The sequence below is a fragment of the Burkholderia sp. BCC0044 genome, assembly GCF_902832955.1.
Classification (GTDB): Bacteria; Pseudomonadota; Gammaproteobacteria; order Burkholderiales; family Burkholderiaceae; genus Burkholderia.
In genome coordinates, this window is sequence record NZ_CADFDO010000004.1 from 151,478 (window position 1) to 178,475 (window position 26,998).

The following is a 26,998-nucleotide window of genomic DNA, read 5'->3' on the forward strand; positions in this document are numbered from 1 at the left end:
CGCCGGGTCGGCCCGCTTTCGGGCATCATCCGATGGCGCCGGCCCGTCGGGCAGCAGGGTCGGTCAAGCCATTGCGTCCGCAACCGATCCGGAGAACCGACCGCCATGCAATCGAATCCCTTCCGCCTGCGCAGCGCGCGCCTGCTCGCCGCGCTGACTCTCGCCACGACGGCCGTTGCCGTGCACGCCGCCGACTGGATCGTGTCCGGCAACGACGGCAAGTACCAGCGCGTCGAGGGCCGCGACACCTATCTGCCTTCTCCGCCCGCCGACACGCTGACGCTGCTCGACGCCAGCACGTTCCCGCCGAAGGTCGCGTTGCAGGTCGACGTCGAGAACGGCATCCAGGGGCCGCCGCAGGCCGTCGCGATCACGCCCGACGCGAAGCTCGCGCTGGTCGGCGCGCCGACGCGCTACGACACGGCCGCGAAGCAGCTCGTGTTCGATACGTTCCTGCAGGTCGTGAATCTGGACACCGCGCCGCCCGCGATCACGCGCATCGAGCTCGGCACGCATCCGCAGGGGATCGCGATCGACCGCTCGGGCCGGCTCGCGCTCGTCGCCAACGTCGACGGCAGCGTGTCGATCCTGCGCATCGACGGCACGCAGGTGACGCTCGACGGCAGCCTGAAAATCGGCAAGAAGCGGCTGGCGGGCATCAGCTTCACGCACGACGGCAAGCATGCGCTCGTGTCGCTGCGCGACGAGCAGGGCATCGCGGTGCTGAACGTCGACGACGGCAAGGTGACCGACAGCGGGACGCGCCTGAGCACGGGCGTCGCACCTTACACGATCGACGTGTCGAGCGACAACCGCTGGGCCGTCGTCAGCAACGTCGGCCTCGCGGGGCTGCCGGGCTATACCGGCACGCTCGCGGGCGACGCCGATTCGGTCGCGCTGATCGACGTGTCGCGCGTGCCGTTCCGCACGGTCCAGTATTTGACGGTGCCGTCGCTGCCGGAAGGCGTCGCGATTTCGCCGAACGGCAAGTGGATCGCAGTGCAGGCGATGGACGGCTCGAACCTGACGGCCGACAACCCGGGCCGCCACAAGATCGGCAAGGTGCTGCTGTTCGAGATCCGCGACGGGCAGGCGGTGAAGGTGAGCGAGGCGCCGGGCGGCGAAGCCGCGCAGGGCATCGTGTTTACCGCCGACAGCCGGCACGTGATCGTGCAGTTCAACGTCGAGCGGCAGCTTGCGTTGTATGCGGTCGAGGGCGGCAAGCTGCGCGATACGGGCAAGCGGATCGCGCTGACGGGCGGGCCGTCTTCGTTGAGGACGTTGCCGCGCTGACAGGCGAGGCGGGCGTTGTTCGCGGCTTGCGCGCTCCTTCAAGGGATGAAGGCGTAGGCGAATCGGCGGCGCGCTCGCGAGGATGCACGCGGAAAGAAGCGCCCGGTGCGGCCGCACCGGGTCGCACGCCCGCAGTTACGGACGCAGCAGATCGAACCCGCCGAACACCACGACACCGCTGAGCACGATCATCGCGACGGAGTGCTGGCCGAAGTAGAGAATCGCGGCGGCGAGCCACGTCGTGATGCAGAAGGCGCCGATGCGGGCCATCGTGTGTTCCTCGAATGTACGATGAGTTGAATGCATGCCGCGCGCGGCGTTGGCCGCTCGAACGGTGAACGGGGCACGCATGCAGGCGGACGGAAAAGGCGACTCGGAGGCTGAGAGGGCGTCGTTGGCATACGTTGCATGCCGCGCCTCGAAAGTCCGCGAGTCGGAGCCGGCGGTATCGCGCGATCGGGCCGAACGAGGCGTCCGACGTGCGCATACAGCCGGCGAAGCGGCGATTTTACCAGCGCCGTCATGCCGCCAATCTGGCCCTTTCGCGATCAATTGCGGTCATCGCCGGGCAATCCACCCGGCCCCGATATTCAAGTTTCGTGTGACGAATGCCGTAAACGTGCTGGAAGGCGATTCCCGCCCCTGTCAACACGGACCGACACGATGCAGATCGATTTCTCCACGACCACGCGCGCGCCGCTCGCGGACAGCGGCGTGACCGCGAACCCGAACCCGCCCGCCGCGACGTCGTCCACTGGCGGTACGACAGATGCCGCGGGCACGACGAGCACAACGGGCACCCCCGGCACCACCGCGGCGACCGGCACGTCGAGCACCACCGGCACGAAGGATTCGACCGGCGCCACCGGCGCAACGTCCGGCGCATCGGGCGCATCGGCGGAAGACCCGGCGGTCGCCCAGTTGAAGGCGCTGATCGAGCGGCTGCAGAAGCAGCTCGCGACACTGGAGCGGCAGATGGCCGCCGCGGCCCAGCGCGCAAAGGACGACCCGGCCGCGGCCGTCGAACAGCAGTCGCTGAGCGCGGAAGCCAGCGCGATTTCAGCCGCGCTCGCGACGGCGATCTCGCAACTCGCCGCGGCGCTGGAAAAATCCGGCGGCTCGCAGGCGGGCGGGCTGGTGTCGACGCAGGCCTGAGCTGTCACGGCGGCGTCTGCCGCCCGCATTACAATTGCCAGCTCGTCTCCCTCTCAAGGATGGCTGAACGATGAATGCGGAACTCGACGACGACGAACTCGTTCGCTTCGACGCGCACGGCGGCACGCCGCTGCCGGCAGCCGATGCCGAAGGATGGCTCGACCACGACGGCGCGCGCATCTGGCACGCGTCGTTCGGCCAGGGGCCGGCGGTCGTGCTGCTGCACGGCGGCCTCGGCCACGGCGGCAACTGGGGTAACCAGGTGCCGGCGCTGCTCGCGGCCGGTTACCGCGCGATCGTGATCGACAGCCGCGGGCACGGCCGCAGCACGCGCGACGATCGCCCCTATTCGTACGAACGCATGGCATCGGACGTGCTGGCCGTGCTGGCCGTGCTGGACGCGCTGCACGTCGACCGTGCACGCTTCGTCGGCTGGAGCGACGGCGCATGCATCGCGCTCGTGCTGGCCGCGCGCGCACCGGAACGCGCGGCCGGCGTGTTCTTCTTCGCGTGCAACATGGATCCGGGCGGCACGAAGGAGATGGTGCCGAGCCCGCTGATCGACCGCTGTTTCGCGCGGCATCGCAAGGACTACGCACAGCTGTCCGCGACACCGGGCCAGTTCGACGCGTTCGTCGCGGCCGTCAGCGAAATGATGCGCACGCAACCGAATTACACCGCGCAGGATCTCGCGGCGATCGCCGTGCCGGTTGCGATCGTGCAGGGCGAGCACGACGAATTCATCCGGCCCGAGCATGCGGCGTACCTCGCGCGGACGATCCCGGGCGCGACGCTAACGATCCTGCCCGACGTGAGCCATTTCGCGCCGCTGCAGCGGCCCGCGCGGTTCAACGCGGCGATGCTGGCGTTTCTCGACCGGCTGCCGGGGTGATGCGCGGGCAGGACGCACGGCCCGCCGCCGAGCGGGCGCGTGAGTCGGCCCGCGTTCAGACCATCGCGTTGTCGGCGCCGGGAATCTCGTGCGCCTTGATTTGCTTGCGCTGCAGCTTGTAGCGCAGCTTCCCGAGCATGCCGTCTTCGTGGCTGACGCGCGTGATGTTCAGCACGTATTCGTCGTCCGGCGCGATCGCCTGCGCGCCCATGATCCACCGCACGCTTTCGCGATAGTCGTACAGCGACTTGTCGTTGATGTCGGCAAGGAAGAACGACAACGCGGCCATCGCGGCCGGGTGGCCGCCTTGCGCATGTCGGCGCAGTTCGTCGACGTAGCGATGGCGCGACGGATAATCTTCGATGTCGCCGATGAACATCAGCATGCACTCGAGGCCGTCCGTATGCCCCATCTCGTGCGCCTTGCGCGCGGCCTCGACGGCCTCGACCTGCATGCGCACGCGTTCGGCCCGGTCCGTGCTGGTCTGCCCGATGTGATGGTATGTGTAGCCGAGCCGGTACGCTGCCATGTTGCCGCCGGCTTCCATCGATTCGCGGAAGTAGTGGGCGGCGCGGTACGGGTCGGCCTCGACATGCATGCCGTCCTTGTAGAAGCAGCCGAGCAGGTAGTCGCACGAATCGCCGCCCGCCTCGTAGCCGAGCTGGCAGATGGCGAGGGCATCGGCGGGGCGCCGGTTTTCATACTCGAATGCGGTGGCGATCTGGTTCCAAGCGAGCGAGCCGGGCTCGTTCTCGCGCGCGGCTTCGAGCCAGGCGTCGCCGCGCGCGTCGTCCTGCGCGAAACCGAACGTGCCCGTGCGGTGTCCGTAGCCGCGCAGGATCATCGCCGACGTGCATGCACGTGCGTCCGATGCACGCTCGATCGCGCGGGTCAGCCAGTCGCCATGCGGATCGAGGCCGAGGGCCAGCCGCACACCCATCGCCATCGCGCGGTTGTCGTCGATCGGCTCGTTGCGCTCGGCTTCCTGCAGCCGCGCGTAGGCCTGTTCGTACTCGCTGCGCTTGAAGTGGCTGTACGCGAGCCAGTGCAGTGTCTCCCAGCGGTGATACGGATGCAGCGCGGCCTGCGCACGCGCGAGCGTCGCGGTCATTGCGCGGCGTGCGTCGTCTTCGTCGTCATCCGCGTCGAGCGTGTTGCCGGCGTAGTCGTCGCGCCAGATCTCGTGCAGCAGCCGGTCCTTCTCGACCGCATCGAGGTGCGCGCATGCGTCGGACGCGACGAACGCGCGGATGTGATCGTGCGAGCCGCCCCAGCGCGGCTGCATGTACCAGATGAACGTGCGCATCGGGAAGAACAGCGCCGGGTGGATGTGCAGCGTCGCTTCCATCCAGTACCACTTCTCCTTGCGCAGCTTCTTGCCCTGGACCGGGCCGGGCAGCGCGTCCGGAAATTCCGGCGGGCAGGCGACCGGCACGTCGGGGTTCAGCCCCGAACGCGCGAACATGTGCTGCAGTTCGGCGCGCGTGGCTTCGTCTTCCGCGCCGGCGTTCAGATGCAGTTCGGTGACGGGCCAGCGGCGTTCGCGCACGAGCCGCGTGAGCCACTCGGGTTCGCCGAACGACGACACGCTCGTGAAGATCACCATCGGCGCGCTCCACATCGTCGGCGCGAGCACCAGCGCGCGCAGCGCGGCGACGAGCGTCAGCGTCGCGCATGCGTGCGCGCCGATCCAGCCGGCTTCGGTCACCGTTTCGGCCCAGCCGCTGCCGCGGTACTCGTAGGCCCAGTGGTGCCAGTAATGCGCTTCGCACAGCCACGCGTGCGCGGAGCGCGGGTTCGCGGCCTGCCACGCGCGCAGCCGCGCGAGGCCTTCGGCGCCGGCGTCGATGCACGGCTGCACGTCGGCCGGCAGCGCGTCGGCGTACCGCGCCTCGGCGGTGCGATCGGCGAAGCTGGCGGCGAGCGCGGCATCGAGTTGCGCGTCGAGCGCGGCGAACTCGCCTGCGCGCAGCAGCGCGTCGACGTCGCAAATGAACCAGCGGGATGGCGCGGGCGGAATCAGGTCGGCGCAAGCGGAGGACATGTCGGTATCGGCGGTCATGGCGAAACGGGTTGGGGATCGAAGATGCGGTAGCGCTTCCACGGCAGCGAAAGCCAGTTTCCGGACGGATTGCGCAGGTATTCGCGCACTTCCTGCGTGGCGCGCGACGACGCGGGACCATCCTGGCCGCTGCCGCGCAGCCACTGTTGGCGCGCCCGCGCATACGCGAGCCCGAAGTCTTCCCAGCTGTCGAAGCTGTCCTGCGCGCGCTGCGCGTTGAGCAGCAGCACGATCCACGCGTGCTGTTCGGACGTCCAGCCGAGCAGCGCGATGCAGCGCACGAGAAACGCGGTGCGCGCGCAATCGAACGCGAGTGCGTCGCGCACGCGCCCCACCGCGGCGAGCTGTTCGTAGAAGCCGTCGTGCGAGCGGCCGACGCCGCGGATCCAGCCCGCGAGAATCGTCGGCACGCGCTGCACGATCTGCCACTCGGGCAGATCGGCCGGCAGGTCGAGTTCGCGCCGCACCTGGCGCGCGAGTTGTTCGCGCTGCGAATCGGGCAGCGCATGGACGAGGTCGTCGCAATCGCAGCGCAGCCCGTTGCGGATCAGCAGGATGTCGGCCAGCGCGAGCGCCCAGCGGCGGCGGTTCGGCGGCGCCTGCTCGGCCTGCGTATGCGCGAGCCGGACGGCCATGGTTTGCCGCACCGGCACCGCGCTGTCGGCGCCCGCGGCCTGGTCGGCGTCGACTTCGCGCACCATCCGCGCGGCGACCCGGAACGAGCGCCACACGTACCACGCGAGCCACAGCACGACCGCGCCAAGCAGCAGTTTCAGCATGACGGGCTCCCGTCCGCCGGCGCAGGCCACGCGAACGCCGTGCACAGCGCGGGATCGATCGCGATGCCTTCGATCTCGAATGCGGCCGTGGCCGGCGGCGCGTCGGATGCGCGCGCGGCCGGCAGCGCATCGGCCGGCAATGCATGGCGCGCGGCCGCCGCGACGGCCGGATCGATCTGCCGCAACTGGCCGAGCGCATAGGGCGCGTTGCGCAGCAGCAGCCATTGCAGCACGGCCGGCGGCTGCTCGAAATGCTCGATCAGGTGGAAGTTGGCGCTCATCACGCTCAGCAGATGGTCGGGCGAGCGCACGTCGGTGACGAAGGTCCACGCGCCGGTGGTCGCGCCCGGCGCATCCGGTTCGAACACGAGGCCCATGCCCTCGCAATCGGGATGACGCTCGCCGCGCGGCGCGAGCGCGCGCAGGAACTGGCGGACGTCGTCGGCATAGCGTCGCACCGGATGGCGATTCTGCTTGCCCTTGATCTGGTCGATGCGCAGGCGGTCGCCGCTTGCCTGCAGGCTGATCGTCACGTGCGGCTGGTTGCCCGCGCCGCGCAGCGTGAACAGGCGCAGCCGGCCGTCCTGAACGGCTTGCGCGTACTGCTCGCCATAGCCGCCGCGCAGCCGGCGGCGATCCGCGAACTGGCCGAGGCAGTGCTGCATGCAGTACGACTCGTACGCGAGTTCCTCGCGCAGCGCCGCATGATCGCCGACGAATTCGAACACGATCCCGTTCGGCGTGCGCAGCACCTCGCGCAGCGCGAGGCCGCTGCTCGGCACCCAGCCCTTGTCGCGGCGCGCCTGCATCCGCTGGTGCTCGCGCTCCCACATGTCGAGCGCCATCGCGCAGGTGATGCGCTGCAGTTTCTGCGCGAGCCGCGTGCCGGCGCGCGAGCGCAGGAATTCGACCAGCACGCGTTCGCGGTCGATCAGCAGCATGTGGTCGGGATCGATGAAGTAGAGCGGCGCCGGTTCCGCGGCGGACGGCGGCGCCGCATCGGGCGTCCGGCCGGATGCCCCAGATGCCCCAGATGCCGGTTGCGCGCGGAACCGGCGCACGAGCCATTCGGGCGCCGGCCGATCGGCGCCGGCGAGCGCGCGGTAATCGGCGAGCGAATCGAGCGGCTGCGCCTGCTCGAACGCACCGACGACCCAGCGGAAGAAATGATTGCCGAGCCACGCGAGGATCTCGGCCGGATCGCCGCGCTCGGCGCTGCGGCGGGCGATGGCCGCCCTGATGTCGGGCGCATTGACGACGTCGCGCGGCCGATAGGCCGACGCGGCCACGGTTTCGGTCACGGGCTCATTCTCCGGTCGGGCAGGGCGTGCGCGGGCGGTGCGCGCGGGATCCTGGCAGTTCTTTTGGCTCAACGGCGAAACGGCGAACGTGCGCGCGCAGAAACGCGGCGGCGTCGCGTATTTCGGTTCAGGTCGGTCGGTGCGTGAAAATCACGCGACCGCGCGGGAGCCGATGACGCGGGAGCGGGCGATCGGGAAATGACGATTCATTGTTTCTCTCAGGTCAGATTTTATTTTTGGCTTCCGCGAGTCTACTTCGATCCATACGGATGAATCAATCGCGCGGCTGGCCGGCGCGCGCGGATCTGACAAGACTTATCTCTTTTTCGTCGATGGTCGACGCGACGCCATTCGGCCGCCGGATTCGATGCTGTTGAAACCGACAGGTTTTCCGGCAAACGGACGAGTGGCTTCGCAATGGCGGCACCCCCATCCGGCATGTCGCGTATCTCATAAGTTTTTCTTTCGGCTCGCGCAACATATCGTCGATTGTTGGCGGCCGGGCGGTAGCGGATAGTCCTGCTTCGACAGGCCGGCCACCGCCCTCCGCGCGCGGGGCGGCCGGATCTGTTGTCCATGCAACCATCAGGAATAGAAGGAACCGCACCCATGCGATTCAACGCGACACGCTTCGCCGCGACCCTGTTCGTCGCCGCATGCGCGACCGCCACGGCCGGTCGCGCGGCCGCCGTCACGCAGGACGACCTCCGCGACACCGTCACGGGCCATATCGCGCCGCTGATGAAGCAGTACGCGATTCCCGGCATGGCGATCGGCATCGTGGCCGACGGCAAGCCGTACGTGTTCGACTACGGCGTGATGTCGAAGCAGACCGGCCAGCCGGTGACCGGCGACACGCTGTTCGAGATCGGCTCGGTCAGCAAGACGCTGACCGCGACGCTCGCCGCGGACGCGCAGGAGGGCGGCGAACTGTCGCTCGCGGACCCCGTGGCCAGATATCTGCCCGAGATGCAGGGCAAGCCGTTCGGCGTCGTGACGCTGCTCCAGCTCGGCACCCACACGCCCGGCGGCACGCCGCTGCAGGTGCCGGGCAGCATCCGCGACGACGCGGGCCTGATCCGCTATCTCGACGCGTGGCGGCCGGAATATGCGCCGGGCACGCACCGCAAGTATTCGAACGTCGCGATCGGCATGCTCGGCTGGCTCACCGCGAAGGCGATGCACCAGGATTTCGCGACGCTGATGGAGCAGCGGCTCTTTCCCGCGCTCGGGATGACGCATACGTACATCGACGTGCCCGCCGCACGCATGGCCGACTACGCGCAGGGCTACACGAAGGACGGCAAGCCGGTCCGGATGACGGAAGGCATGCTGTGGCAGCCGGCATACGGCGTGCGGACCACGGCCGCCGACCTGTTGCGCTTCGTGCAGGCGAACATGGGGATGATCCAGACGGCGCCGCGCCTGCAGCGCGCGATCGAACGCACGCACACCGGCTATTTCCGCGCGGGGCCGCTGACGCAGGATCTGATCTGGGAACAGTATCCGTACCCGGTCGCGTTGCCGACGCTGCTTGCGGGCAACGCGCCGAAGATGCTGTTCGATGCGGTGCCGGCCAGCGCGATCCAGCCGCCGCTCGCGCCGAATCCCGCGACCTGGATCAACAAGACGGGTTCGACCGGCGGCTTCAGCACGTACGTCGCGTTCGTTCCCGCGAAGCGGCTCGCGATCGTGATGCTTGCGAACGGCAACGTGCCGATCGAGGACCGCGTGAAGGTCGCGTACCGGATTCTCGGGTCGCTCGGCGGCGCGCGGTAACGTCGGCATGCCCGCCCGTCGGGAAATGCTCATGAGGGGCGGACAATCCGGTGCGCGGCGAGCGTGTACGCGTATCGAGCGTCAGGCTCGCTTGCGCGCCGACGCGACTCGGACTCAATGACCGCGATAGATCGAGTCGCGGCCGTTGATCATCGTCGCGCGGCCGGATTCGCTGACGCTGCGGCCTTCGCTGCCGTAACCGGTCTTGTCCGCGGCCGGTGCGGCGTGCGGCGCTGCCTGCGCGACGGCGTCTTCGCTCACGCGCTTTTCGGCGGCAAGGATCGCGGCCGGATACTGGTTGTGGTCCATCGCCGGGGTGTAGCCGACGGCCGCGAGGCGGGCCATTTCCGCCTTCACTTCGGCGCGGGTCAGAGCGTGGTCGGCCTGTTGCGCGAACGACAGCGCCGGTGCGGAAAGGATCAGTGCGGCAAGGGTGGAGGAAACGAGCGTTTTCATCATGAGGACCTGTCTGGTTGAGTGCGCTGCAACCAACGTCGACCACGTCGATATCGTTGCGCGTGCAGCCAATATAGGTACGGCGCCGCCCGGGAAAAACGGCTGCCAGGCCAAATCATTTTTGATTCCGAGTCACTAATCGATCGGCAATTCGGTCGACAGCCTTGCCGGCCGGGCGTCCCGCCCGAACCGGGCGCCGGGGCCGGTGCTCGAAACAGGCCGCCGGTCAGCCAATCAGACCTCCAGGGACTCAAGTGTGTCGAATTCCGTCTTGGACAGACTTAACCTGCGTCCCTAGACTGAACTCGCTTTCCATCCTTCCCTGGAGAAAATCATGAGTCTCAAAGACAAGCTGCCCGGCAACAAGATCCTCGGTTTCGGTACCGCCCCGCTCGGCAACATGTTCCGCAACATCCCCGACGCGGAAGCCGCGGCCACCGTCGAAGCCGCGTGGCAACACGGTATCCGTTATTTCGATTCGGCCCCGTTCTATGGCGCCGGCCTCGCGGAAATCCGCCTCGGCGACGCGCTGGCGAACCATCCGCGTGACGAATACGTGCTGAGCACGAAGGTCGGCCGCGTGATCCTCGACGAAATCGAAGACGTGTCGGCGCGCGATCTCGGTGAAAAGGGCGGCCTGTTCGAACACGGCCGGCCGAACCGCATCGTCAACGACTACACGGCCGACGCGACGCTGCGCTCGATCGAGGACAGCCTGAAGCGCCTGCGCACCGACCGTCTCGATATCGTGTGGGTGCATGACATCGCGCAGGATTTCTACGGCGACGAATGGCTCGCGCAATTCGAAGTGGCGCGCAAGGGCGCGTTCCGTGTGCTGAGCAAGATGCGCGAAGAAGGCGTGATCAACGCATGGGGCCTCGGCGTGAACCGCGTCGAGCCGATCGAACTGGTGCTCGACCTCGCCGAACCGCAACCGGACGGCATGCTGCTGGCCGGCCGCTACACGCTGCTCGATCACGAGCGCGCGCTGCAACGCGTGATGCCGGCTGCGGCCGCGCAGAACGTCGGGATCGTCGTCGGTGGCCCGTACAGCTCGGGCGTGCTCGCGGGCGGCACGCACTTCGAATACCAGAAGGCTTCGCCGGACATCCTCGCGAAGGTCGAGCGGATCAAGGCGATCGCCGCGCGTTACGACGTGCCGATCAAGGCCGCCGCGCTGCAGTTCTCGATGTCGCATCCGGCCACCGTCGCGGTGATTCCGGGTGCGAGCCGTCCGGAGCGGATCGCGGAAGACCAGGCGGCGCTGAACGTCGCGATTCCGGCCGACTTCTGGCGCGAGATGCGCGAACAAGGTCTGATCGCGGCCAATGCGCCGCTGCCCACCGATCGTTGATCCTGACAGGTGGCGACATGGCACAGGCTCATGCAGGTATCGAGATCGCGGCGTCGGCCGATACGGTCTGGCAACTGATCGGCGGCTTCGGGTCGCTGCCCGACTGGCTGTCGTACATTCCGGCCAGCGAGCTGAGCGAAGGCGGGCGCGTGCGGCGTCTCGCGAATCCGGCGGGCGACGCGATCGTCGAGCGGCTGGTCGCGTTCGACGAAGCGGAGCGCAGCTATACGTATGCGATCCTCGCGGCGCCGTTCCCGGTCGTTGACTATCGCTCGACGCTGCGCGTGCGCGAGCACGGCCCGAACACTGCGAAAGTCGAATGGTCGGGCACGTTCACGCCGCACGGCGCGACCGACGAGGAAGCCGTCCGGCTGTTTCGCGGGATCTACGAAGACGGTCTCGCGGAGCTGGCGAAGCGTTTTGCGTCGGCTTGACGGCGGCACGCTGCATCGTGTGAGCACGAGCCTGGCGATATCGGGCTCCGTCAGCGCCTTCGTCGCGGGCTTCGGCCCGCTGCGAAGGCGTTGGCGCATCTGCGGTGCGCGTCGATCACAAGTCGTGCGCTATCCAAAGAAGATCAGGATTGCGAAGCAATCGGCACAACAGTCAGTCGCTGGTGGCGCGTAAGGCGTCGCGATACAACGACGCCCCGCGCGTTCATCGATTCACTTTCCGACTGCCGCGACGACGTCCTCGCCGGTCAGGATCTCGCGGAAGATGCCGACCAGCGGCCGCAGGTTGACCTTGTGCCATGCGGCCCACAGCGGCGTGCGGTAGCTGAACCACGGCAGCTCGCGCAGCACGACGCCTTCCGGCACCTGGTGACGCAGGCTCTGCTGGATCATCGTCACGCCGAGCCCGGCGGCGACGAGGCCGAGCGCGGCGAGCGGCTCGGTTGCTTCCACCGAAATGTCCGGCGAAAAACCGGCCTTCGCGCAGGCCGCGACGAACGCGCCGTGACGCGGCGCGCTTTCCTGCTGCGTGACGCCGATCCACGCCTGCGCGGCGAGATCGTCGGCCGCGAGTGTCTTCTTTTTCGCGAGCGGATGCCCGTCGGGCAGCGCAAGCAGCATCGGGTCGTTCAGCACCATCATCGAATCGAGTTCGGGATCGTCCGGCGCGGGCGGCTCGGTGACGAGCGCGATGTCGAGGCTGCGCTCGCGCAAGCCTTCGAGCTGCGCGGCGGATTGATAGTTATACAAAGCGATGTGAACGGACGGGCGCTCGACGCGCAGCGTTTTCAGCGCACGCGGCAGCACGCCCGAGTGCGTGGCCGTTTCGAGGTAGCCGATGCAGAGGCCGCCTTCGTCGCCGCGGCCGAGCCGGCGCGCGAGCGATTCGAGCCGGTTCGCATGGCGCAGGAACGCGTGCGCTTCGCTGAGGAACGTGCGCCCGTCACGCGTCAGACGAATGCGCTGCTGGCTGCGTTCGAACAGCGTGAGGCCGAGCTTTTCCTCGAGCTGCGCGATCTGGCGGCTGAGCGGCGATTGCGAAATATGCAGGCGTTCGGCCGCGCGGCCGACGTGTTCCTCTTCCGCGACCGCGATGAAATATTGAAGCTGGCGGATGTCGAGCATGTAAGACCTTCCGGGACTCAAGTTTTATGAATTATGTCCCGGAGAGACTTATTTGTCCAACCGTCATTTGTGCAACGGTCAATTCCCGTACATGTCGAAGTCGAAGTATTTCGACTGGATCTTGTCGTACGTGCCGTCGCTGCGGATCTGCGCGATGGCGCGATTGAGCGCGTCGCGCAGGTCGTTGTCGGCCTTGCGCACGCCGGCCGCGTCGCCGTTGCCCATGATCTTCGCGTCGTACACCACGCCGCCCGCGAACGAGAAGCCCTTGCCGCGCGGCGTCGCCAGGAACCCGAGCTGGCCTTGCACTGCGTCCATCAGCACACCGTCGACGCGCCCGGTGACGAGATCCGCATACGCCTGGTCGTAGCTCGGATACGGCACGACCTCGACCTTCGCAGCCGCCCACTTCTCGCGCGCATAGGTTTCCTGCACCGTGCCCTGTTCGACCGCGACGCGCTTGCCGGCGAGCTTCGCCGCGTCCGGCAGCAGCCCCGACCCGGTACGCGCGATCAGCCGCGTCTGGTTGCGGTACAGGCGATCGGTGAAGTCGATCTGCTGGCGCCGCTGTTCGGTCGCGGCCATCGACGACAGGATCACGTCGAACTTGCGCGCCTGCAGCCCCGGAATCAGCCCGTCGAAACTGCTCGACACCCACACGCATTTCGCGTTCAGCTTCGCGCACAGCGCGTTGCCGAGATCGATGTCGAAGCCCTTCACGCTGCCGTCGGTCGCGGTCGACTCGAACGGCGGGTAGGTCGGATCGACGCCGATGCGGATGGTCGTCCATTCCTTCGCCGACGCCATCGACGCGAAGGCCATCGCGGCGGCGGAAAGGAGAATCGTGAGGCGCGTCTTCATGGTCAGGCTCCGTTCGTGTGGGGAAGAGTGGGCGTGCGCGTCAGCTCGGAAATTCGCCGCGCTGAAAATCGTTCGACAGTTCGAGCGCGTCGGCCATGTCGTCGACGGTGACCGGCTTGATCGGCGCGCGGATCCGGTAGTGACCGACGTCGCCGACGCCGCGCTGCTGCACGTCGGCGATCAGTTCGCCGACCGTCGTGCCGCACCAGCGTCCCTGGCACGGGCCCATCCCGCAGCGCGTAAATGCCTTCATCTGGTTCGGCCCCTGGCAACCGAGCGCCGCGAGCTGGCGGATTTCGCCGGCCGTGACTTCCTCGCAGCGGCACACGATCGTGTCGTCGTCGGGGCGGCGCAGCGCGGCGGGCGGCGTGTACAGCGCATCGAGCAGCGGGCGCACCGCGAGGTGGCGGCGCAACGCGCGCAGCACCGGGCGTTCGCGTGCGGCCTGCCGTTGCGCGTCGAGCGCACCGAGTTGCACGGCGATGTCGAGCGCCGACACTTCGCCGGCGAGTGCGGCCGCCCGCGCGCCGCCGATGCCCGCGCCGTCGCCCGCGATCCACACGTGCGGCACGCTGCTGTGGCCGCGCGCGTCGCAGCGCGGCCGCCAGCATGCCGACGGTTCGTCCCATTCGTGTGCGCAGCCGAGCGAGCGCGCGAGCTGCGTCGACGGAACGACGCCTTGGTGCAGCAGCACGAGCGACGTATCGAGCGTCTGCACGACGCCTTCCGTGTCGCGAAAGCGAATGCGTTCGGCGCGTTTATCGCCGTCGATGCGGATGTCGGTCGCGCCGCGATACACCGGAATTCCGGCGTCGCGCACCGCGCGCAACATGCGCCAGCCCTTGATCAGATAGTCGGCACCGCGCAGCGCCGGCAGCGCATGCGGGAGCGCGCGGCGCCACGCGTCGCGCGGTGTCGTATCGATCAGCGCGCGCACGCGCCGGCCGGCATTCAGCAACTGCGCGGCGAACAACCACAGCAGCGGGCCGCTACCCGCGAGCACGGCGTCGGCGGACGGCGCGAGACCCGACGCTTTCAGCAGCGTCTGCGCGGCGCCGACGCCCATCACGCCGGGCAACGTCCAGCCGGGCACCGGCCACGGCCGCTCCTGCGCGCCGGTCGCGATCAGCACCCCGCGCGCGCCGATTTCGAGCGTGCCGCGCGACGGGCCGCTTTGCGTGAGCATCGCGACGGGCGACGGCTCGAACGCGATTTGCCACACGACGCTGCGCGGCAGGTAATGCGCGCCGCTGGCGAGCAGGTTGTCGACGAGCGGGCGGCCGGCCGTGTAGTCGGCGCCAAGCCATTGCGCGAGCGGCGCGGGCGCATCGGCCACGTTGCGGTAGATTTGGCCGCCGGGCGCGCGGCCTTCGTCCGCGACCACGACCGACAAGCCGGCCGCACGCGCGGCGGCCGCCGCCGCCATCCCGGCCGGCCCGGCGCCGACGATCAGCAGGTCGCACTGGCGGCGCGTCATGCGAGCCTCGCCTTGCCGTGCATCGTGCGCACCTGCATCCCGTCGGAAACGGGCGTCATGCAGCCTTGCACGTTCGGCACGCCGTCGATGTCGACGAGGCAGTCGAAGCACACGCCCATCATGCAGAACGGGCCGCGCGGCGCGCTGCTCACCGCGCTCGTGCGGCACGCGGCCGAACCGGCGGCGAGCATCGCGGCCGCGACGCTGTAGTGCGCGGGCACGTCGTGCGGCGTGCCGTCGATATGGATGCGCACGCGTTCGAGCGTCGCGGCGGCGGGAACGAGGGATTCAAACATGCCGGGCTTCCGTGGGCGCGGCGAAGCGCGCGGTGGTAAAGGCGGACAGGTCGGCCGGTGCGGCGCCGCCGGCGATCCACGGCGCGACGAGATCGGCGTGGGTCGCCGCGAGCGTCACGCCGCTATGGCAGATCGCGATGAACGCGCCGGGATACGTGGCCGACGCTTCGTAGACGGGCAGGCCGTCGGGCGTCATGATGCGCAGCGCCCCCCACGCGCGCACGATGCGCGCATGGGCCAGCGCCGGGAACGCGGTGCGCGCACGGCGCGCGATGTCGACCATCGCCGGGCGCGTCTGGCCGTCGTCGAAGCCGACGTCTTCGGCCGAATCGCCGAGCAGCACCGAGCCTTCCGGCGTCTGCCGGACGACGAGCGTCGGATAGTCGAGAAACGGCGCGAGGCGCTCGGTGACCATGATCTGGCCGCGCAACGGCGAGATCGGCGCGCGCAGGTCGACCATCGGTGCGAGCCGCGCGTTGTCGAGGCCGGCCGCGAGCACCACGCGCCCGGCTTCGAGCTGCGTGTTACGCGTGTCGATTTCGAAGCGCCCGGCGCGCGGGCGAATCTCGGCGACTTCGCTGCGCGGCAGGTAGACGCCGCCGCACTGCTGGAATGCCTGCAACATCGCGCGCAGCGTGGTGAGCGGATTCGCGTGACCGTCGTTCGGCGACCACAGCGCGCCGGCCAGCGACGGCGATGCCGCGGGAACGAGCCGGCGCAGCGCCGCCGGATCGAGCACTTCATACGACAGCGCGGCATCCTGCCGATGCAGCGATTCGAGCAGGTCGGTCGCGCCGTCGAGTTCCGCGCGATGCTCGAACAGCTCGATGCCGCCCGGACGTTCGAACGCGCAGTCCACGCCCGTTTCGCGCTGTAACTGCGCGGCGAATGCGTGCCAGCGCGCCGACGATTCGCACGACCAGCGCGCATACGGCAGGCAGCGGCCGCCCTTGCCCTGCACCCACACGAGCCCGAAATTGCCGCGCGCCGCGCGAAACGCGATGTCGTCGCCGTCGCACACCGCGACGCGTGGGCCGAGCCGCGCGATGCCCCACGCAATGGCCATGCCGACGAGGCCGCCGCCGGCCACGACGACGTCGAAGCGGCGCACGGTCATGTGCGGCTCCGGTGTCGCGGGTGAGGCGGTTGCGTGTTATATCCCATGGCGGCGCGGCTCCTTGCTTTCAATACGTTGCGGAACCGATGTTCGGACAGGCAAAATGGGCTGTCCAATACAGCTTGATCAACGATCCATAATCCAGTGTTATGACCACGCCCTCGCTCAGGATTCGCCAGATCGAAGCATTTCGCGCGGTGATGCAGCGTCATACCGTCACGCGCGCGGCGCGCGATCTTCATATCTCGCAGCCGGCCGTGAGCCGGCTGATCGCCGATCTCGAGGAGCGGGTCGGCTTCGTGCTGTTCGAGCGGCAGCAGGGGCGCTTCACGCCGACCGCGCAGGCGCGCGTGCTGTACGAGGAGGTCGAGCGCGCGTTCGTCGGCCTCGACCGCGTCGCGCAGGCCGCCGAGCAGATTCGCGCGATGCGGCGCGGCACGCTGCGCGTGGCCGGCTCGCCCGCCGTCGCGCTCGATCTTCTGCCGGAACTCGTCACGCGTTTCTCGCACGCGCATCCGGGCGTCGACATCACGCTGCTCGCGCACAGCGCGTCCACCGTCGTCGACAAGGTCGCGTCGGGGCAATGCGACGTCGGGCTGATCGCCGAACCCGTCCCGCATCCGGCCGTGCGCGGCGAGCGGCTCGCGGAAAGCGCGATGCGCTGCATCGTGCCGCGCGGGCATCGGCTCGCGCGCAAGCGCCTCGTGCAGCCGGCCGACCTGCGCAACGAATCGTTCATCTCGTTTCCGCCGAGTTTCGAGGCGCGCAGCGCGATCGACCGCGTGTTCGTCGAAGCCGGCGTGTCGCGCGTGCTGTCGATCGAGGCGCAACTGTCGCAGACGATCGTCGCGTTCGTCGCGAACGGCGCCGGCGTCGCGCTGATCGATCCGGTGACGGCCGCGTACGCGGGGCATCGCGTGGCCGTCAAGCCGTTCGAGCCGGCCGTGCCCGATCACTTCTATCTGGTGACGTCCGCGTCGCAGCCGCTGTCGATGATCGGCGACGCGTTCTGCGCGGATTTGCGGGATGCGTTCGCGCGGATGCGGGCGCCGCGCGACGCGTAAGCAGGAAGGGGACGGGAGTCGCTTTGAGCGCGCCGGACGCCGTCAGGCGTGCCGGCGCATTGCCGTTTCGGCCGGGGGCCAGGGTTCCGGCTCAGGCGAGGGCGCTGTCCGTTGCGCGTGTGGCGCGTACGCCGGACGCGGGCGACATGGTTGCGCCCGCATCCTTCGCGCCCGCCAGCCGTCGATAGCGCGCGAGCGCCCACAGCGGGAAGTACGCGGTATAGCCGTGATACTTCAGGTAGAAGATGCGCGGGAAGCCCGGCGCATTGTGCGAGCGGTGCCACCAGAAGCCGTCTTCCTGCTGCACCGACTGCAGATACGCGATGCCTCGCTTCACCGAATCGGATTCGCAGTCGCCGAACGCCATCTGCGCGAGCAGCGCCCACGCGGTGCAGTTCGACGTGCTCTCGCCGCCGTTCGTACCGGCCAGCTTCGGGTCGATGTAGCTGTCGTTCGTCTCGCCCCAGCCGCCGTCCGCATGCTGACGGGCGCGCAGCCAGTCGAGCGCGCGAGCGATATAGGGCTGCGACTTGTCTTCGCCGGCGAGCGCGAGGCCGGCCAGCACGCTCCACGTGCCGTAGAGGTAGTTCGTGCCCCAGCGGCCCCACCAGCTGCCGTCGGGCTGCTGCGTGCGCTTCACGTAGTCGATCGCGCGGGCGAGTGAAGCACGGTCGTCCGTGCGCTTCGTCACGCCGAAGCACAGCAGCACGCGGCCCGTTACGTCCTCGGTCGGCGGATCGAGCAGCGCGCCGTGATCGGCGAACGGAATCGCGTTCAGGTACAGGCGGTCGCAGTCGGCATCGAACGCCGCGAAGCCGCCGTTGCGCGATTGCAGCCCGCGCATCCAGTCGAGCGCGCGTGCGACGCGCGGCGCATACGGGTTCGTGCCGTCCGCATGGCGATGCATGCGGCCGCGGCGATCGAGCATCGCGGTGACGAGCGCCGTGTCGTCGATGTCCGGGTAGTACGGGTTCGCGTACTGGAATGCCCATCCGCCCGGTTCGACGTCGGCCGGGACGTTCTCGATCCAGTCGCCGCGCAGGTCGTTCACCTGCCGCTCGGCGAGCCAGTCATACGCGCGGGCGATGCGTGCATCGAGTTCGCGCAGCGCGCCGGCCGCTTCGTCGGTTTCCGGCGCCGCGACACCGCGCGCCTGCTCGAGCGCCATCGTGCTCCACGCGGTGTCCCACACCGGCGACAGGCACGGCTGGCAATACACGCTGCCGTCCGGCCGCGTCACCAGCAGCTTCTCCAGCGCGTTCTCGCAATCGCGCCGCAGCGGATGGTCGTCCGGATAGCCGAGCGCCTGCATCATCTGGTAGCTGTACACGATCGGCGGGAAGATGCCGCCGAGCCCGTCCTCGCCGTTCATCCGTTCCGCGCACCACGTCTCCGCATGCCGGATCGCGCGCTGCCGCAAACGCTTCGACAGCAGCGGCTCGACAGGGCGGACCATGCGATCGAGCGCGAGGAACAGCCGGCGCATGCCGCGCGCGGGCGGGAAGTACCGGCGTTCTTCTTCCGGCGGCGTGACGAACAGCTCGCGGATCGACACGTTGCGCGGATTGCGCGCACGCGCCTTCAGCGAGCACAGCACCAGCAGCGGCACCATCGTCGTGCGCGCCCAGTACGCGACCTTGTACATCGAGATCGGCACCCACTTCGGGAACAGCACGAATTCGATCGGCATGAACGGCGCCGCGCGCCACGGCACCTGGCCGAACGTCGCGAGCAGGATGCGGGTGAACACGTTAGAGCGTGCGGCGCCGCCGAGCTTCAGGATCGCGTCGCGCGCGCGGATCATGTGCGGCGCCTGTTCGCTGTCGCCGGCCGCTTTCAGCGCGAAGTACGCCTTCACGCTGCACGACACGTCCGGCGCGCCGTCGACGTACAGATCCCATGCGCCATGCGTGTCGAGCCGCTGATTCGCGCGCAGGTAGCGCGCCATCTTTTCCTGGCGCACGTCGTCGATCTTGTCCATGAAATGCATCATCAGGATGTATTCCGCGGTGATCGTCGCGTCGGATTCGAGTTCGAAACACCAACTGCCGTCGGGCTGCTGAAGGCGTACGAGTGCGTCGCGTCCACGGGCGATCGCCGTGTCGAGCGCGGACCAGGGAGAGGGGGCCGGTTTATTCATGCGGCGGATCATACCATCCAGACGGAATGTTTATCCGAAGACATCCGGGTGCTACCATCCGCACCATGAAAAAACGCCTCGAACCCACGCCGCGCGACGTGTCCGCGCCTGTCGAACCGGCTGGAAAGCCCGATACACGGGCCTCCGAAGGATCATCGGCGCCGGCCGCAGCCGTGGCCGGCGTGCGCCGAAAAAAAGCGCCGGAGCAGGTGCGCGCGCAATTGCTGGCGGCCGCGTCGGAGATCGCGACGCATCACGGCGTGGCCGCGTTGACGCTCGATGCGGTGGCCGAACGGGCTGGCGTGACGAAAGGCGCGCTGCAATATCATTTCGCGAACAAGCAGGGGCTGCTGGATGCGCTGTTCGGGCAGGCGACCGAGCGGTTCGGCGCGCAACTGGCCGCGCGGATGGCGGCCGATTCCAGCGGCGACGGTGCGGCGGCGCGCGCGTATCTGCATGCGGTGCTCGATGCGGCCAATCCTGCCGCGAGTATCGAGGTGCTGCGCGTGCTGGTCGCATCGATGATCACCGAGCAGGACACGCGTGCGCGCTGGTCGGTGCCGATGCGCGAATGGACGCGGCCCGATCCGGTGCCGCTCGAACAGGCCGCGACGCTGATGATCTGCCGGCTCGCGGCCGACGGGTTGTGGATTTCGGAACTGCTCGACAGCGTCGAGGTATCGGCCGAACTGCGTGCGGAAATCGTTCGGCAGCTCGATGCGATGAGCAAGGGCGTGTTTCCGAAGTGATGCGCGAGCGTGGACGATGTCGCCAGGCGAGATCCTGTCGCTCGACGGTGTTGTCCGACGTACCCCGCGTATCGGGGGCGTGATGGCCGATCGCGTCTGCCCGTGACTCGACGCAGTTCCGTTCAATCCCGTGGCGGCGTGCGCAGGGCCACGGCATTTCGAATGCTGTTGGCGGTCGACGCGTTGGCGTGACGGCCCGTGCTCACCGCGTGTTGCGTTGATACCCGGCCCGGAGCGCGTCGACCACGAGTTCGACGGCCCGCGACGACTTGCGCCGGCTCGGGTAATAGACGTGGTGTCCGACGAACGTCGGAAACCAGTCCTCCAGCACCCAACCGAGCCGGCCAGCTTCGACGTGATGCGCGACCAGGTCCTTCGGCACATAGGCGAGCCCGAAGCCGGCAAGCGCCGCGTCGACCATCTGATAGACGTTGTTGAACGTCAGCTGCCCTTCGACGCGCACCTGCAACTCGCGCCGCCCCTTGCTCAACTCCCACGACAGCAGCGCGTTTCTGGTCGGCAGCCGAAGATTGATGCAGTTGTGTTGCGTCAGATCCTGAGGCGTTTTCGTCGTGGGTCGGGACGCAAGGTAATCGGGAGAACCGACGATCGACATCGTCATGTCCGGCGCGATGCGCTGCGCGACCATGTCCTTGGCGACCTGGTCGCCGAGCCGCACGCCGATGTCGTAGCGGCCGGCGACGAGATCGGTCAGACCATAGTCGTTCACCAGCTCGACCTTGAGCGCCGGATACCGGCGCAGCAGCGGTTGCAGCCGCGGCCACACGTACTCGTTCGCCGCATAGTCCGTCGCGGTGATGCGGACGTTGCCGGCCGGCTGCGCCGTCATCGCGCGTAGCGCTTCCAGCTCCGCCTCGATTTCCTGAAAGCGCGGGGCGATCGATTCCAGCAAGCGCTCGCCGGCCTCGGTCGGCGATACGCTGCGCGTCGTGCGCGTCAGCAACGGAATGCCCATGCGCGTTTCCAGCGCACGCACCGTTCGACTCAGCGCCGATTGAGACACGCCGAGCTGCGCGGCCGCCCGCGTGAAATTGCGCTCGCGCGCGACGGCCATGAACGCCACCAGATCGTTGAAGTCTTCCATTGATTCATGCACCACAGCATAGGCCTATGCCGATTTTGCCACCTAGTCGCATGAATCGCGAGTCATTAAAGTGGGACGACTGGCCGCTGGAACGCTCCATGCGGCACCCTTTTCGGTAGAGGACGACATCATGGAACTGAAGCGCGCGGGCTCGCAGCCCTCGATCAAGGGCCCCGACGAATGGTTCACCGGCACGGTCCGGATCGACCCGCTGAACGCACCGCCGCCGCCGGCGCGCGTATCGTGCGCCAGCGTGACGTTCGAGCCGGGCGCACGCACCGCGTGGCATACGCATCCGCTCGGCCAGACATTGATCGTGACCGCCGGCTGCGGCTGGACGCAATGCGACGGCGAGCCGCGCGTCGAGATCCGCGCGGGCGACGTGATCTGGTGCCCCCCGGGCCACAAGCACTGGCACGGGGCGACGTCGACCACCGCGATGACGCATATCGCGATTCAGGAAGCGCTCGACGGCAAGAACGTCAACTGGCTGGACAAGGTGACGGACGAGGAATATCTCGGTGGCGGCGAACAGCAATGAACGCACGCGGCTGCGGCGGCGGATGTCGCGCACGTCGTGCTTCAGGAGGCGCTCGATGAGACCGACGTCAACTGGCTCGAACACGTCATCGATGCGCAGTACGACGCGCATTGACGATCGCACGCGTCGCCCGTTGCGACTCGTCGCCGCGACGAGCCTGGCACTGCTTGCCGCCGCGTGCGCCAACATGCAAAGGAGCGACACCATGCAGGAACCCCTGTCTCCCAATGATTTGAAAGCGGTTGCGCCGGCCTTCGAGCGCTATACAGCGCGCACCGTGTTCGACGGCTTGTGGAAGCGACCACAACTGTCGCCGCGCGATCGCAGCATCGTGACGCTGTCGGTGCTGATCGCTCGCGGCCAGACCGTCGAGATGCCGCTTCATGTGCGTCTCGCGCTGGATCACGGCGTGAAGCCCGCGGAAATATCGGAAATGATCGCGCACCTGGCCTTTTACGCGGGATGGACCAACGCGAGCGCCGCGTCGATCGTCGTCAAGCACGTCTATGACGAACGCGGCATCGGGCCCGATCAGCTCGCGCCCGCGGACGTCACGCCGCTGCCGCTGAACGAGGCGGCCGAGGCGCAGCGCGCGCGGACGGTCGCGGACAACTTCGGCGCCGTCGCGCCGGGCGTGGTCGAGTACACGACCGATGCGCTGTTTCGCGACTTGTGGCTGCGCCGGGGCCTCGCGCCGCGCGACCGCAGCCTCGTGACGGTGAGCGCGCTCGTCGCCAACGGCCAGGTCGCGCAGATCCCGTATCACCTGAACCGGGCGATGGACAACGGGCTTACGCAGGCCGAAGCGTCCGAGACGTTGACGCAACTGGCGTTCTACGCGGGATGGCCGAACGTCTTTTCGGCGATGCCGGTGTTCAAGGACGTGTTTTCACGGCGCGCGGCGTGACCGGCGCCCCGGCCAACGAGTCAGGCGTATTGAGCGCGGCCGCGCGCACGCCGTCATTGTTGAACTCTGGAGAAAGATGTCATGCCCCACGTCATCGTCAAAGCCTGGCCCGGGAAGACCGAGGAACAGAAGCAACGTCTCGCGGACGCCATCACGCGCGACGTGATGGACATACTCGGTTATGGTGAGGAATCCGTTTCAGTCGGTTTCGAGGAAATTCCGGCGGATAGATGGAAGGAGGAAGTCTATCGTCCGGATATCGACGCGCGTTCCGGGACGCTGTACAAGAAGCCGGGCTACCGGATGTAAGCGCGCATCGCACGCGCGCCTGGTTCGACACGAGCCGCTTCGCCACCGCCCGCGTCGAACCGCCGATGAGATGAAGTGCCGCCGTTCCTATTGCGACGCGGTGCGCGTGAACGGCCCGGGAATCCTGCCCGCTTCCTGACGCGCGATCATCCAGCCGGGATAGCAGGGCGGCAACGCGCTCACGGCATCGAGACGCGCCAGTTCGTCGTCGGTCAGGACGACATCGACCGCGCCGAGATTGTCGTCGAGCTGGTCGATCCGCTTGGCGCCGATGATGACGCTCGTGACCGCTGGCTTCGCGAGCAGCCACGCGAGCGCGATCCGCGCGACCGACACGTCGTGCGAGTTGGCGATCGCGCGCATTTCCGCCACGCACGGCCAAGCCCGATCCAGGTCGACCGGCGGAAAATCGAAATGGCCGCGCCGCGATCCCGCTTCGGTCGATGCACCAGGGCCGAACTTGCCTGACAGCAAGCCGCCGGCGAGCGGCGACCACACGAGCAGCCCCATCTGCTCGTCGACGGCGAGCGGAACGAGTTCGCGCTCCACGTCGCGCCCGGCGATCGAGTAGTAGGCCTGCAGCGTCTCGAAGCGCGTGGCGTGCAGCGCGGCACTCAGGCCGAGCGCCTTGCCGATCTTGCCCGCGCGCCAGTTCGACACGCCGACGTAACGAATCAGCCCCTGTCGCGTCAGATCGTCGAGCGCGCGCAGCGTCTCCTCGATCGGCGTGACGGGGTCGCTCGCGTGAATCTGGTACAGGTCGATATGGTCGACCTGGAGCCGTTCCAGGCTGCGCTGCACCGAATCCATGATGTGACCGCGCGACGCGCCCTGGTCGTTCGGGCCCGCGCCCATCACGCCGGCCGTCTTCGTCGCCAGCACGATCTCGTGGCGCGGAACGCCGAGATCGCGCAGCGCCTGCCCGACCACGCGTTCGGCCTGGCCGAACGCGTAAATATCGGCGGTGTCGATGAAGTTGATGCCTGCGTCGAGCGCGCGGGCGATCAAACGGTTCGCGTCGTCCTGGCCGACCGCGCCGATCGCCGCCCACATGCCGGCATCCGCATTGCCGCCCATCGTCATCGTGCCGAGACACAGCTCGGACACATAGAGGCCCGTGCGGCCCAATTGCTTGTATTTCATTTCGGCGCCCTTCAGAATCGGCCGGACACAATGCTGGGCGTCGGCCGGTGGCGCCCCGCATGAACATGGGAATGTCAGTTAGCGCGTGATTGGCCGGCCCGCAACTGCCCGGCAATCGCCGCGACGCGCGCGCCGTAGCGGCGGGCCGTTTCGAGATCGCCCGGTGACATTTCTTCCGGCGACGCATCGGCTGGCGTCTGCGCCATCGGCGCGATGTAGGCGCCCATGCGGTTCAGGTCGTCACGCGTCGATGCTTTCAGATTCGCCGGCTTGATGTCCATGCTGACCCAGATGCCGCCGTGCTGTCCGGCGAGCAGAAAGAAGTATTCGAGCGTATTGAGCTTGTCGCCGTTGATGCTTGCGCTATTGGTGAAGCCGCCGAAGATCTTGTTCTGCCATCCGCTTTCGAACCAGACCTTCGATGACGCGTCCGCGAACTTCTTGAACTGCCAGCTCGGGCCGCCCATGTAGGTCGGCGAGCCGAACAGGATTGCGTCGGCGCCGGCCAGCGTGTTCCACGCGTCGTCGGCGAGGTTGCCGTCGGCATCGATCGCGACGAGTGCGGCGCCGGCGCCGTCCGCGACAGCGGCGGCCATCCGTTGCGTATGGCCGTAGCCGGAGTGGTAGACGACGACCGTTCTCACCGGCGGGTTGAGTTGATCCATGAGGGTTTCCTTTCGTTCGGGTTGTCATTCAGACGACGTGGGAAGCCACTCTACCGAGCCGCAATCGGGTTATAAACGACGACAGATTGAACGTTCTGTTACTTTCCGGATGAACAATGCAGAACCTTGACGCGCTTTTGATTTTTGCCCGTGTCGCCGAAATGGCGAGCTTCACGCATGCCGCCGAAAGCCTCGGTATTCAGAAAGGACGGGTATCCACGGTTATCCGCGCGCTCGAACGGGATATGGGCGTCGCACTGCTGCACCGGACCACGAGACGCGTGCAGCTCACCGAAGACGGACGCGCGTTCTATGCGCGCGCAACCGATCTGCTCGCCGAAGTGCAGGAATTGCAGTCGATGTTCTCGGGGCGCGGTACATCGCTGCGCGGCAGGTTGCGCGTGGACATGCCCACGGAACTCGCGCGCAGCGTCGTGGTGCCGGCGCTGCCGCAACTGATGGCCGCGCATCCGGACCTGGAGCTGGAGCTTTCGAGCACCGACCGGCGTGTCGATCTCGTTCGGGAAGGGTTCGATTGCGTGATCCGGCTGGGCCCGATCGCCGACGAGACGCTGATTGCGCGGCCGCTGGGCAAGCTGCGCATGACGAATGCGGCGAGCCCCGACTATCTGGCGCGGCATGGCGTGCCGCATACGCTCGCCGATCTGCACAGCCAGGGGCACAGGATGATCCACTACACGCTGACGCTCGGCGCGCGGCATCCCGGATGGGAATACCCGGACGGCGACGGCTATGCGTGGCTGCCGTTGCCGAGCGCGATGCAGGTCAACAGTGTGCAGACCTATCACGCAGCGGGCCTCGCGGGCATCGGGCTGATCCAGGCCGGCTATTCGGCGCTCGCGCATCACATCGAAAGCGGCGCGCTCGTGGAGGTGTTGCCGGACTTGCGGCCCGAGCCGCTTGCCGCGTCGCTCGTCGTCGCGCATCGGCGCAATCTGTCGCCGCGCGTGCGGGCTTTCATGGACTGGATCGGGGGTGTGTTGGAGCCGTATCTGGATTAGTGGAGCGGCGGAGCAGGCCCTTCCGAATCCGTGTCGCGATGAACATCGGGCGCGGCATCAACGTACCCCATCTCGCGCCTCGCCCAGCACCCACTCCGCAAACGCCCGCACCGGCGCCGCGCTCAATTCGATCGGCTCGGGCATCACGAGGCAGAAGTTTTTCGTCACCGCTTCGCCGTCCGGCCAGGGCGCGACCAGACGCCCTTGTTCAAGCTCGGTCCCGATGTAAAGACGTGGCACCAGTGCGACGCCGAGGCCGGCCAGCGCGGCCTCGATCAGCATCGAATGGAGATCGTATCGCGGGCCGACCGCCGAATTGGTCAGCGCGATGCCGGTCTCCTCTGCATAGCGCTGCCACGCATCCGGATTCTGCCGCCGGTGAAGGCGCGGCAGCGCATCCAGCGACGGGTTCGCGCCCTCGCGTTCGAGAAGCGCCGGACTGCAGACCGGCACCAGCACCTCTTCCAGCAGCGGATGCACATGCATGCCGGCCCAGGCCGGATGCGCGAAATGAATGGCCGCGTCGAAGCCGCTGCCGGCCAGGAGGAACGGTTCCATCCGTTCGGCGATATGCACGGTGACGTTCGGATGGCGCGCCTGAAAGCGCTTCAGCCGCGGGATCAGCCAGCGGGTCGCGAAGGTCGGAATCGCGGCGATATCGATGCTCGCGCCTTCGACGGGCTGCCCCATCAGATACAGGCTGTCCCGTTCGAGCCGATCCAGAATTTCGCGCACCTGCGCCGCGTATCGCGTGCCGTTGGGCGCCAGCCGCACCCGGTTGCCGACGCGCTCGAACAGCGTCACGCCGAGAAACGCCTCCAGCCGGCCGATCTGGCGACTGACCGCGCCTTCGGTGCGCGCCAGCTCGTCGGCGGCGCGGGCGAAGCTGCCGTGTCGCGCCGCCGCCTCGAAGGCCAGAAGCGCGGAATTGCTCGGGATCTTGCGTCGCATCGG

27 protein-coding genes are annotated in these 26,998 nt (G+C 68.0%); 12 read left to right on the forward strand and 15 right to left on the reverse strand.

Annotated features, from left to right (window positions below):
- Nucleotides 1-105 precede the first annotated feature (105 nt).
- Nucleotides 106-1,293 (forward strand): beta-propeller fold lactonase family protein, encoded by a 1,188-nt coding sequence (locus HWX14_RS23495; RefSeq protein ID WP_175884773.1) that lies wholly within the window; start codon nt 106-108, stop codon nt 1,291-1,293.
- A 135-nt stretch (nt 1,294-1,428) separates the two neighbouring features.
- Here HWX14_RS23495 and HWX14_RS36790 read toward each other — a convergent pair whose 3' ends face one another.
- Nucleotides 1,429-1,563 (reverse strand): hypothetical protein, encoded by a 135-nt coding sequence (locus tag HWX14_RS36790; RefSeq protein ID WP_006767081.1) that lies wholly within the window; start codon nt 1,561-1,563, stop codon nt 1,429-1,431.
- A 393-nt stretch (nt 1,564-1,956) separates the two neighbouring features.
- On the opposite strand from HWX14_RS36790, the gene HWX14_RS23500 reads away from it, so the two are divergent.
- Together HWX14_RS23500 and HWX14_RS23505 are read left to right on the forward strand one after the other, a co-directional pair.
- Nucleotides 1,957-2,448, forward strand: a complete 492-nt coding sequence (locus HWX14_RS23500; RefSeq protein WP_175884774.1) for a hypothetical protein — start codon at nt 1,957-1,959, stop codon at nt 2,446-2,448.
- 70 nt (nt 2,449-2,518) lie between these two features.
- A complete protein-coding gene (locus tag HWX14_RS23505) occupies nt 2,519-3,340 on the forward strand; it encodes an alpha/beta hydrolase (RefSeq protein WP_175884775.1) in 822 nt (273 codons plus the stop codon).
- 55 nt (nt 3,341-3,395) lie between these two features.
- Here HWX14_RS23505 and HWX14_RS23510 read toward each other — a convergent pair whose 3' ends face one another.
- From HWX14_RS23510 to HWX14_RS23520, 3 genes are read right to left on the reverse strand one after another with little or no spacing between them, the layout of a single operon-like run.
- Entirely contained in the window at nt 3,396-5,384 is a 1,989-nt protein-coding gene (locus HWX14_RS23510; RefSeq protein WP_244130313.1) for a DUF4034 domain-containing protein, read from the reverse strand.
- Between the two features lie 14 nt (nt 5,385-5,398).
- Nucleotides 5,399-6,181, reverse strand: coding sequence for a DUF1266 domain-containing protein (locus tag HWX14_RS23515; protein WP_175884777.1), 783 nt, complete (start codon nt 6,179-6,181; stop codon nt 5,399-5,401).
- Complete coding sequence (locus HWX14_RS23520; protein WP_175884778.1) at nt 6,175-7,482, reverse strand: hypothetical protein; 1,308 nt, start codon at nt 7,480-7,482, stop codon at nt 6,175-6,177. The genes HWX14_RS23515 and HWX14_RS23520 overlap by 7 nt, the downstream gene beginning before the upstream one ends.
- A gap of 609 nt (nt 7,483-8,091) precedes the next feature.
- Here HWX14_RS23520 and ampC point away from each other — a divergent pair.
- The gene (gene ampC / locus HWX14_RS23525; protein ID WP_175884779.1) at nt 8,092-9,261 is read left to right on the forward strand and encodes a class C beta-lactamase; all 1,170 of its coding nucleotides are present in this window, start codon (nt 8,092-8,094) and stop codon (nt 9,259-9,261) included.
- A 114-nt stretch (nt 9,262-9,375) separates the two neighbouring features.
- Here the strand turns inward: ampC and HWX14_RS23530 are convergent, their stop codons facing one another.
- On the reverse strand, nt 9,376-9,720 hold the full coding sequence (locus tag HWX14_RS23530) for a DUF4148 domain-containing protein (RefSeq protein ID WP_175885545.1): 345 nt from the start codon (nt 9,718-9,720) through the stop codon (nt 9,376-9,378).
- 331 nt (nt 9,721-10,051) lie between these two features.
- On the opposite strand from HWX14_RS23530, the gene HWX14_RS23535 reads away from it, so the two are divergent.
- Together HWX14_RS23535 and HWX14_RS23540 are read left to right on the forward strand one after the other, a co-directional pair.
- A complete protein-coding gene (locus HWX14_RS23535; RefSeq protein ID WP_175884780.1) occupies nt 10,052-11,071 on the forward strand; it encodes an aldo/keto reductase in 1,020 nt (339 codons plus the stop codon).
- A 17-nt stretch (nt 11,072-11,088) separates the two neighbouring features.
- Nucleotides 11,089-11,505: an SRPBCC family protein gene (locus HWX14_RS23540; protein WP_175884781.1), complete on the forward strand. Its 417-nt coding sequence runs from the start codon at nt 11,089-11,091 to the stop codon at nt 11,503-11,505.
- A gap of 231 nt (nt 11,506-11,736) precedes the next feature.
- Here HWX14_RS23540 and HWX14_RS23545 read toward each other — a convergent pair whose 3' ends face one another.
- The 5 genes from HWX14_RS23545 to HWX14_RS23565 form a co-directional block, all read right to left on the reverse strand.
- Nucleotides 11,737-12,648: a LysR substrate-binding domain-containing protein gene (locus HWX14_RS23545; protein WP_175884782.1), complete on the reverse strand. Its 912-nt coding sequence runs from the start codon at nt 12,646-12,648 to the stop codon at nt 11,737-11,739.
- 78 nt (nt 12,649-12,726) lie between these two features.
- Nucleotides 12,727-13,509, reverse strand: coding sequence for an ABC transporter substrate-binding protein (locus tag HWX14_RS23550; RefSeq protein ID WP_175884783.1), 783 nt, complete (start codon nt 13,507-13,509; stop codon nt 12,727-12,729).
- A gap of 40 nt (nt 13,510-13,549) precedes the next feature.
- Complete coding sequence (locus HWX14_RS23555) at nt 13,550-14,986, reverse strand: (2Fe-2S)-binding protein (protein WP_175884784.1); 1,437 nt, start codon at nt 14,984-14,986, stop codon at nt 13,550-13,552.
- Entirely contained in the window at nt 14,983-15,282 is a 300-nt protein-coding gene (locus HWX14_RS23560; RefSeq protein WP_175884785.1) for a (2Fe-2S)-binding protein, read from the reverse strand. Before HWX14_RS23560 ends, HWX14_RS23555 begins: the two co-directional genes overlap by 4 nt.
- Entirely contained in the window at nt 15,275-16,399 is a 1,125-nt protein-coding gene (locus HWX14_RS23565; RefSeq protein WP_175884786.1) for an FAD-dependent oxidoreductase, read from the reverse strand. Before HWX14_RS23565 ends, HWX14_RS23560 begins: the two co-directional genes overlap by 8 nt.
- A gap of 149 nt (nt 16,400-16,548) precedes the next feature.
- Here HWX14_RS23565 and HWX14_RS23570 point away from each other — a divergent pair, with 149 nt between their 5' ends.
- Nucleotides 16,549-17,463, forward strand: a complete 915-nt coding sequence (locus HWX14_RS23570; RefSeq protein ID WP_175884787.1) for a LysR substrate-binding domain-containing protein — start codon at nt 16,549-16,551, stop codon at nt 17,461-17,463.
- Nucleotides 17,464-17,554: 91 nt separating this feature from the next.
- Here HWX14_RS23570 and shc read toward each other — a convergent pair whose 3' ends face one another.
- Nucleotides 17,555-19,615, reverse strand: a complete 2,061-nt coding sequence (gene shc / locus HWX14_RS23575) for a squalene--hopene cyclase (protein ID WP_175884788.1) — start codon at nt 19,613-19,615, stop codon at nt 17,555-17,557.
- A 53-nt stretch (nt 19,616-19,668) separates the two neighbouring features.
- On the opposite strand from shc, the gene HWX14_RS23580 reads away from it, so the two are divergent.
- The gene (locus HWX14_RS23580; protein ID WP_175884789.1) at nt 19,669-20,352 is read left to right on the forward strand and encodes a TetR/AcrR family transcriptional regulator; all 684 of its coding nucleotides are present in this window, start codon (nt 19,669-19,671) and stop codon (nt 20,350-20,352) included.
- Nucleotides 20,353-20,554: 202 nt separating this feature from the next.
- Here HWX14_RS23580 and HWX14_RS23585 read toward each other — a convergent pair whose 3' ends face one another.
- The gene (locus HWX14_RS23585; protein ID WP_175884790.1) at nt 20,555-21,457 is read right to left on the reverse strand and encodes a LysR family transcriptional regulator; all 903 of its coding nucleotides are present in this window, start codon (nt 21,455-21,457) and stop codon (nt 20,555-20,557) included.
- A gap of 130 nt (nt 21,458-21,587) precedes the next feature.
- Between HWX14_RS23585 and HWX14_RS23590 the strand changes: the two genes are divergently transcribed.
- The 3 genes from HWX14_RS23590 to HWX14_RS23600 all read left to right on the forward strand — a co-directional run bounded on the left by HWX14_RS23590 (nt 21,588) and on the right by HWX14_RS23600 (nt 23,214).
- The gene (locus HWX14_RS23590) at nt 21,588-21,998 is read left to right on the forward strand and encodes a cupin domain-containing protein (RefSeq protein ID WP_175884791.1); all 411 of its coding nucleotides are present in this window, start codon (nt 21,588-21,590) and stop codon (nt 21,996-21,998) included.
- A 205-nt stretch (nt 21,999-22,203) separates the two neighbouring features.
- Nucleotides 22,204-22,905, forward strand: coding sequence for a carboxymuconolactone decarboxylase family protein (locus HWX14_RS23595; RefSeq protein ID WP_244130315.1), 702 nt, complete (start codon nt 22,204-22,206; stop codon nt 22,903-22,905).
- An 81-nt stretch (nt 22,906-22,986) separates the two neighbouring features.
- Nucleotides 22,987-23,214 carry a tautomerase family protein gene (locus HWX14_RS23600; RefSeq protein ID WP_023476728.1) on the forward strand — a complete coding sequence of 76 codons (228 nt, stop codon included), beginning with the start codon at nt 22,987-22,989 and terminating at the stop codon, nt 23,212-23,214.
- An 87-nt stretch (nt 23,215-23,301) separates the two neighbouring features.
- Here the strand turns inward: HWX14_RS23600 and HWX14_RS23605 are convergent, their stop codons facing one another.
- A complete protein-coding gene (locus tag HWX14_RS23605; protein WP_175884792.1) occupies nt 23,302-24,357 on the reverse strand; it encodes an aldo/keto reductase in 1,056 nt (351 codons plus the stop codon).
- 74 nt (nt 24,358-24,431) lie between these two features.
- The gene (locus tag HWX14_RS23610; RefSeq protein ID WP_175884793.1) at nt 24,432-25,022 is read right to left on the reverse strand and encodes a flavodoxin family protein; all 591 of its coding nucleotides are present in this window, start codon (nt 25,020-25,022) and stop codon (nt 24,432-24,434) included.
- A 116-nt stretch (nt 25,023-25,138) separates the two neighbouring features.
- Between HWX14_RS23610 and HWX14_RS23615 the strand changes: the two genes are divergently transcribed.
- Nucleotides 25,139-26,044, forward strand: coding sequence for a LysR family transcriptional regulator (locus HWX14_RS23615; RefSeq protein ID WP_175884794.1), 906 nt, complete (start codon nt 25,139-25,141; stop codon nt 26,042-26,044).
- Nucleotides 26,045-26,101: 57 nt separating this feature from the next.
- Here HWX14_RS23615 and HWX14_RS23620 read toward each other — a convergent pair whose 3' ends face one another.
- Nucleotides 26,102-26,995: a LysR substrate-binding domain-containing protein gene (locus tag HWX14_RS23620; protein ID WP_175885547.1), complete on the reverse strand. Its 894-nt coding sequence runs from the start codon at nt 26,993-26,995 to the stop codon at nt 26,102-26,104.
- Nucleotides 26,996-26,998 lie beyond the last annotated feature (3 nt).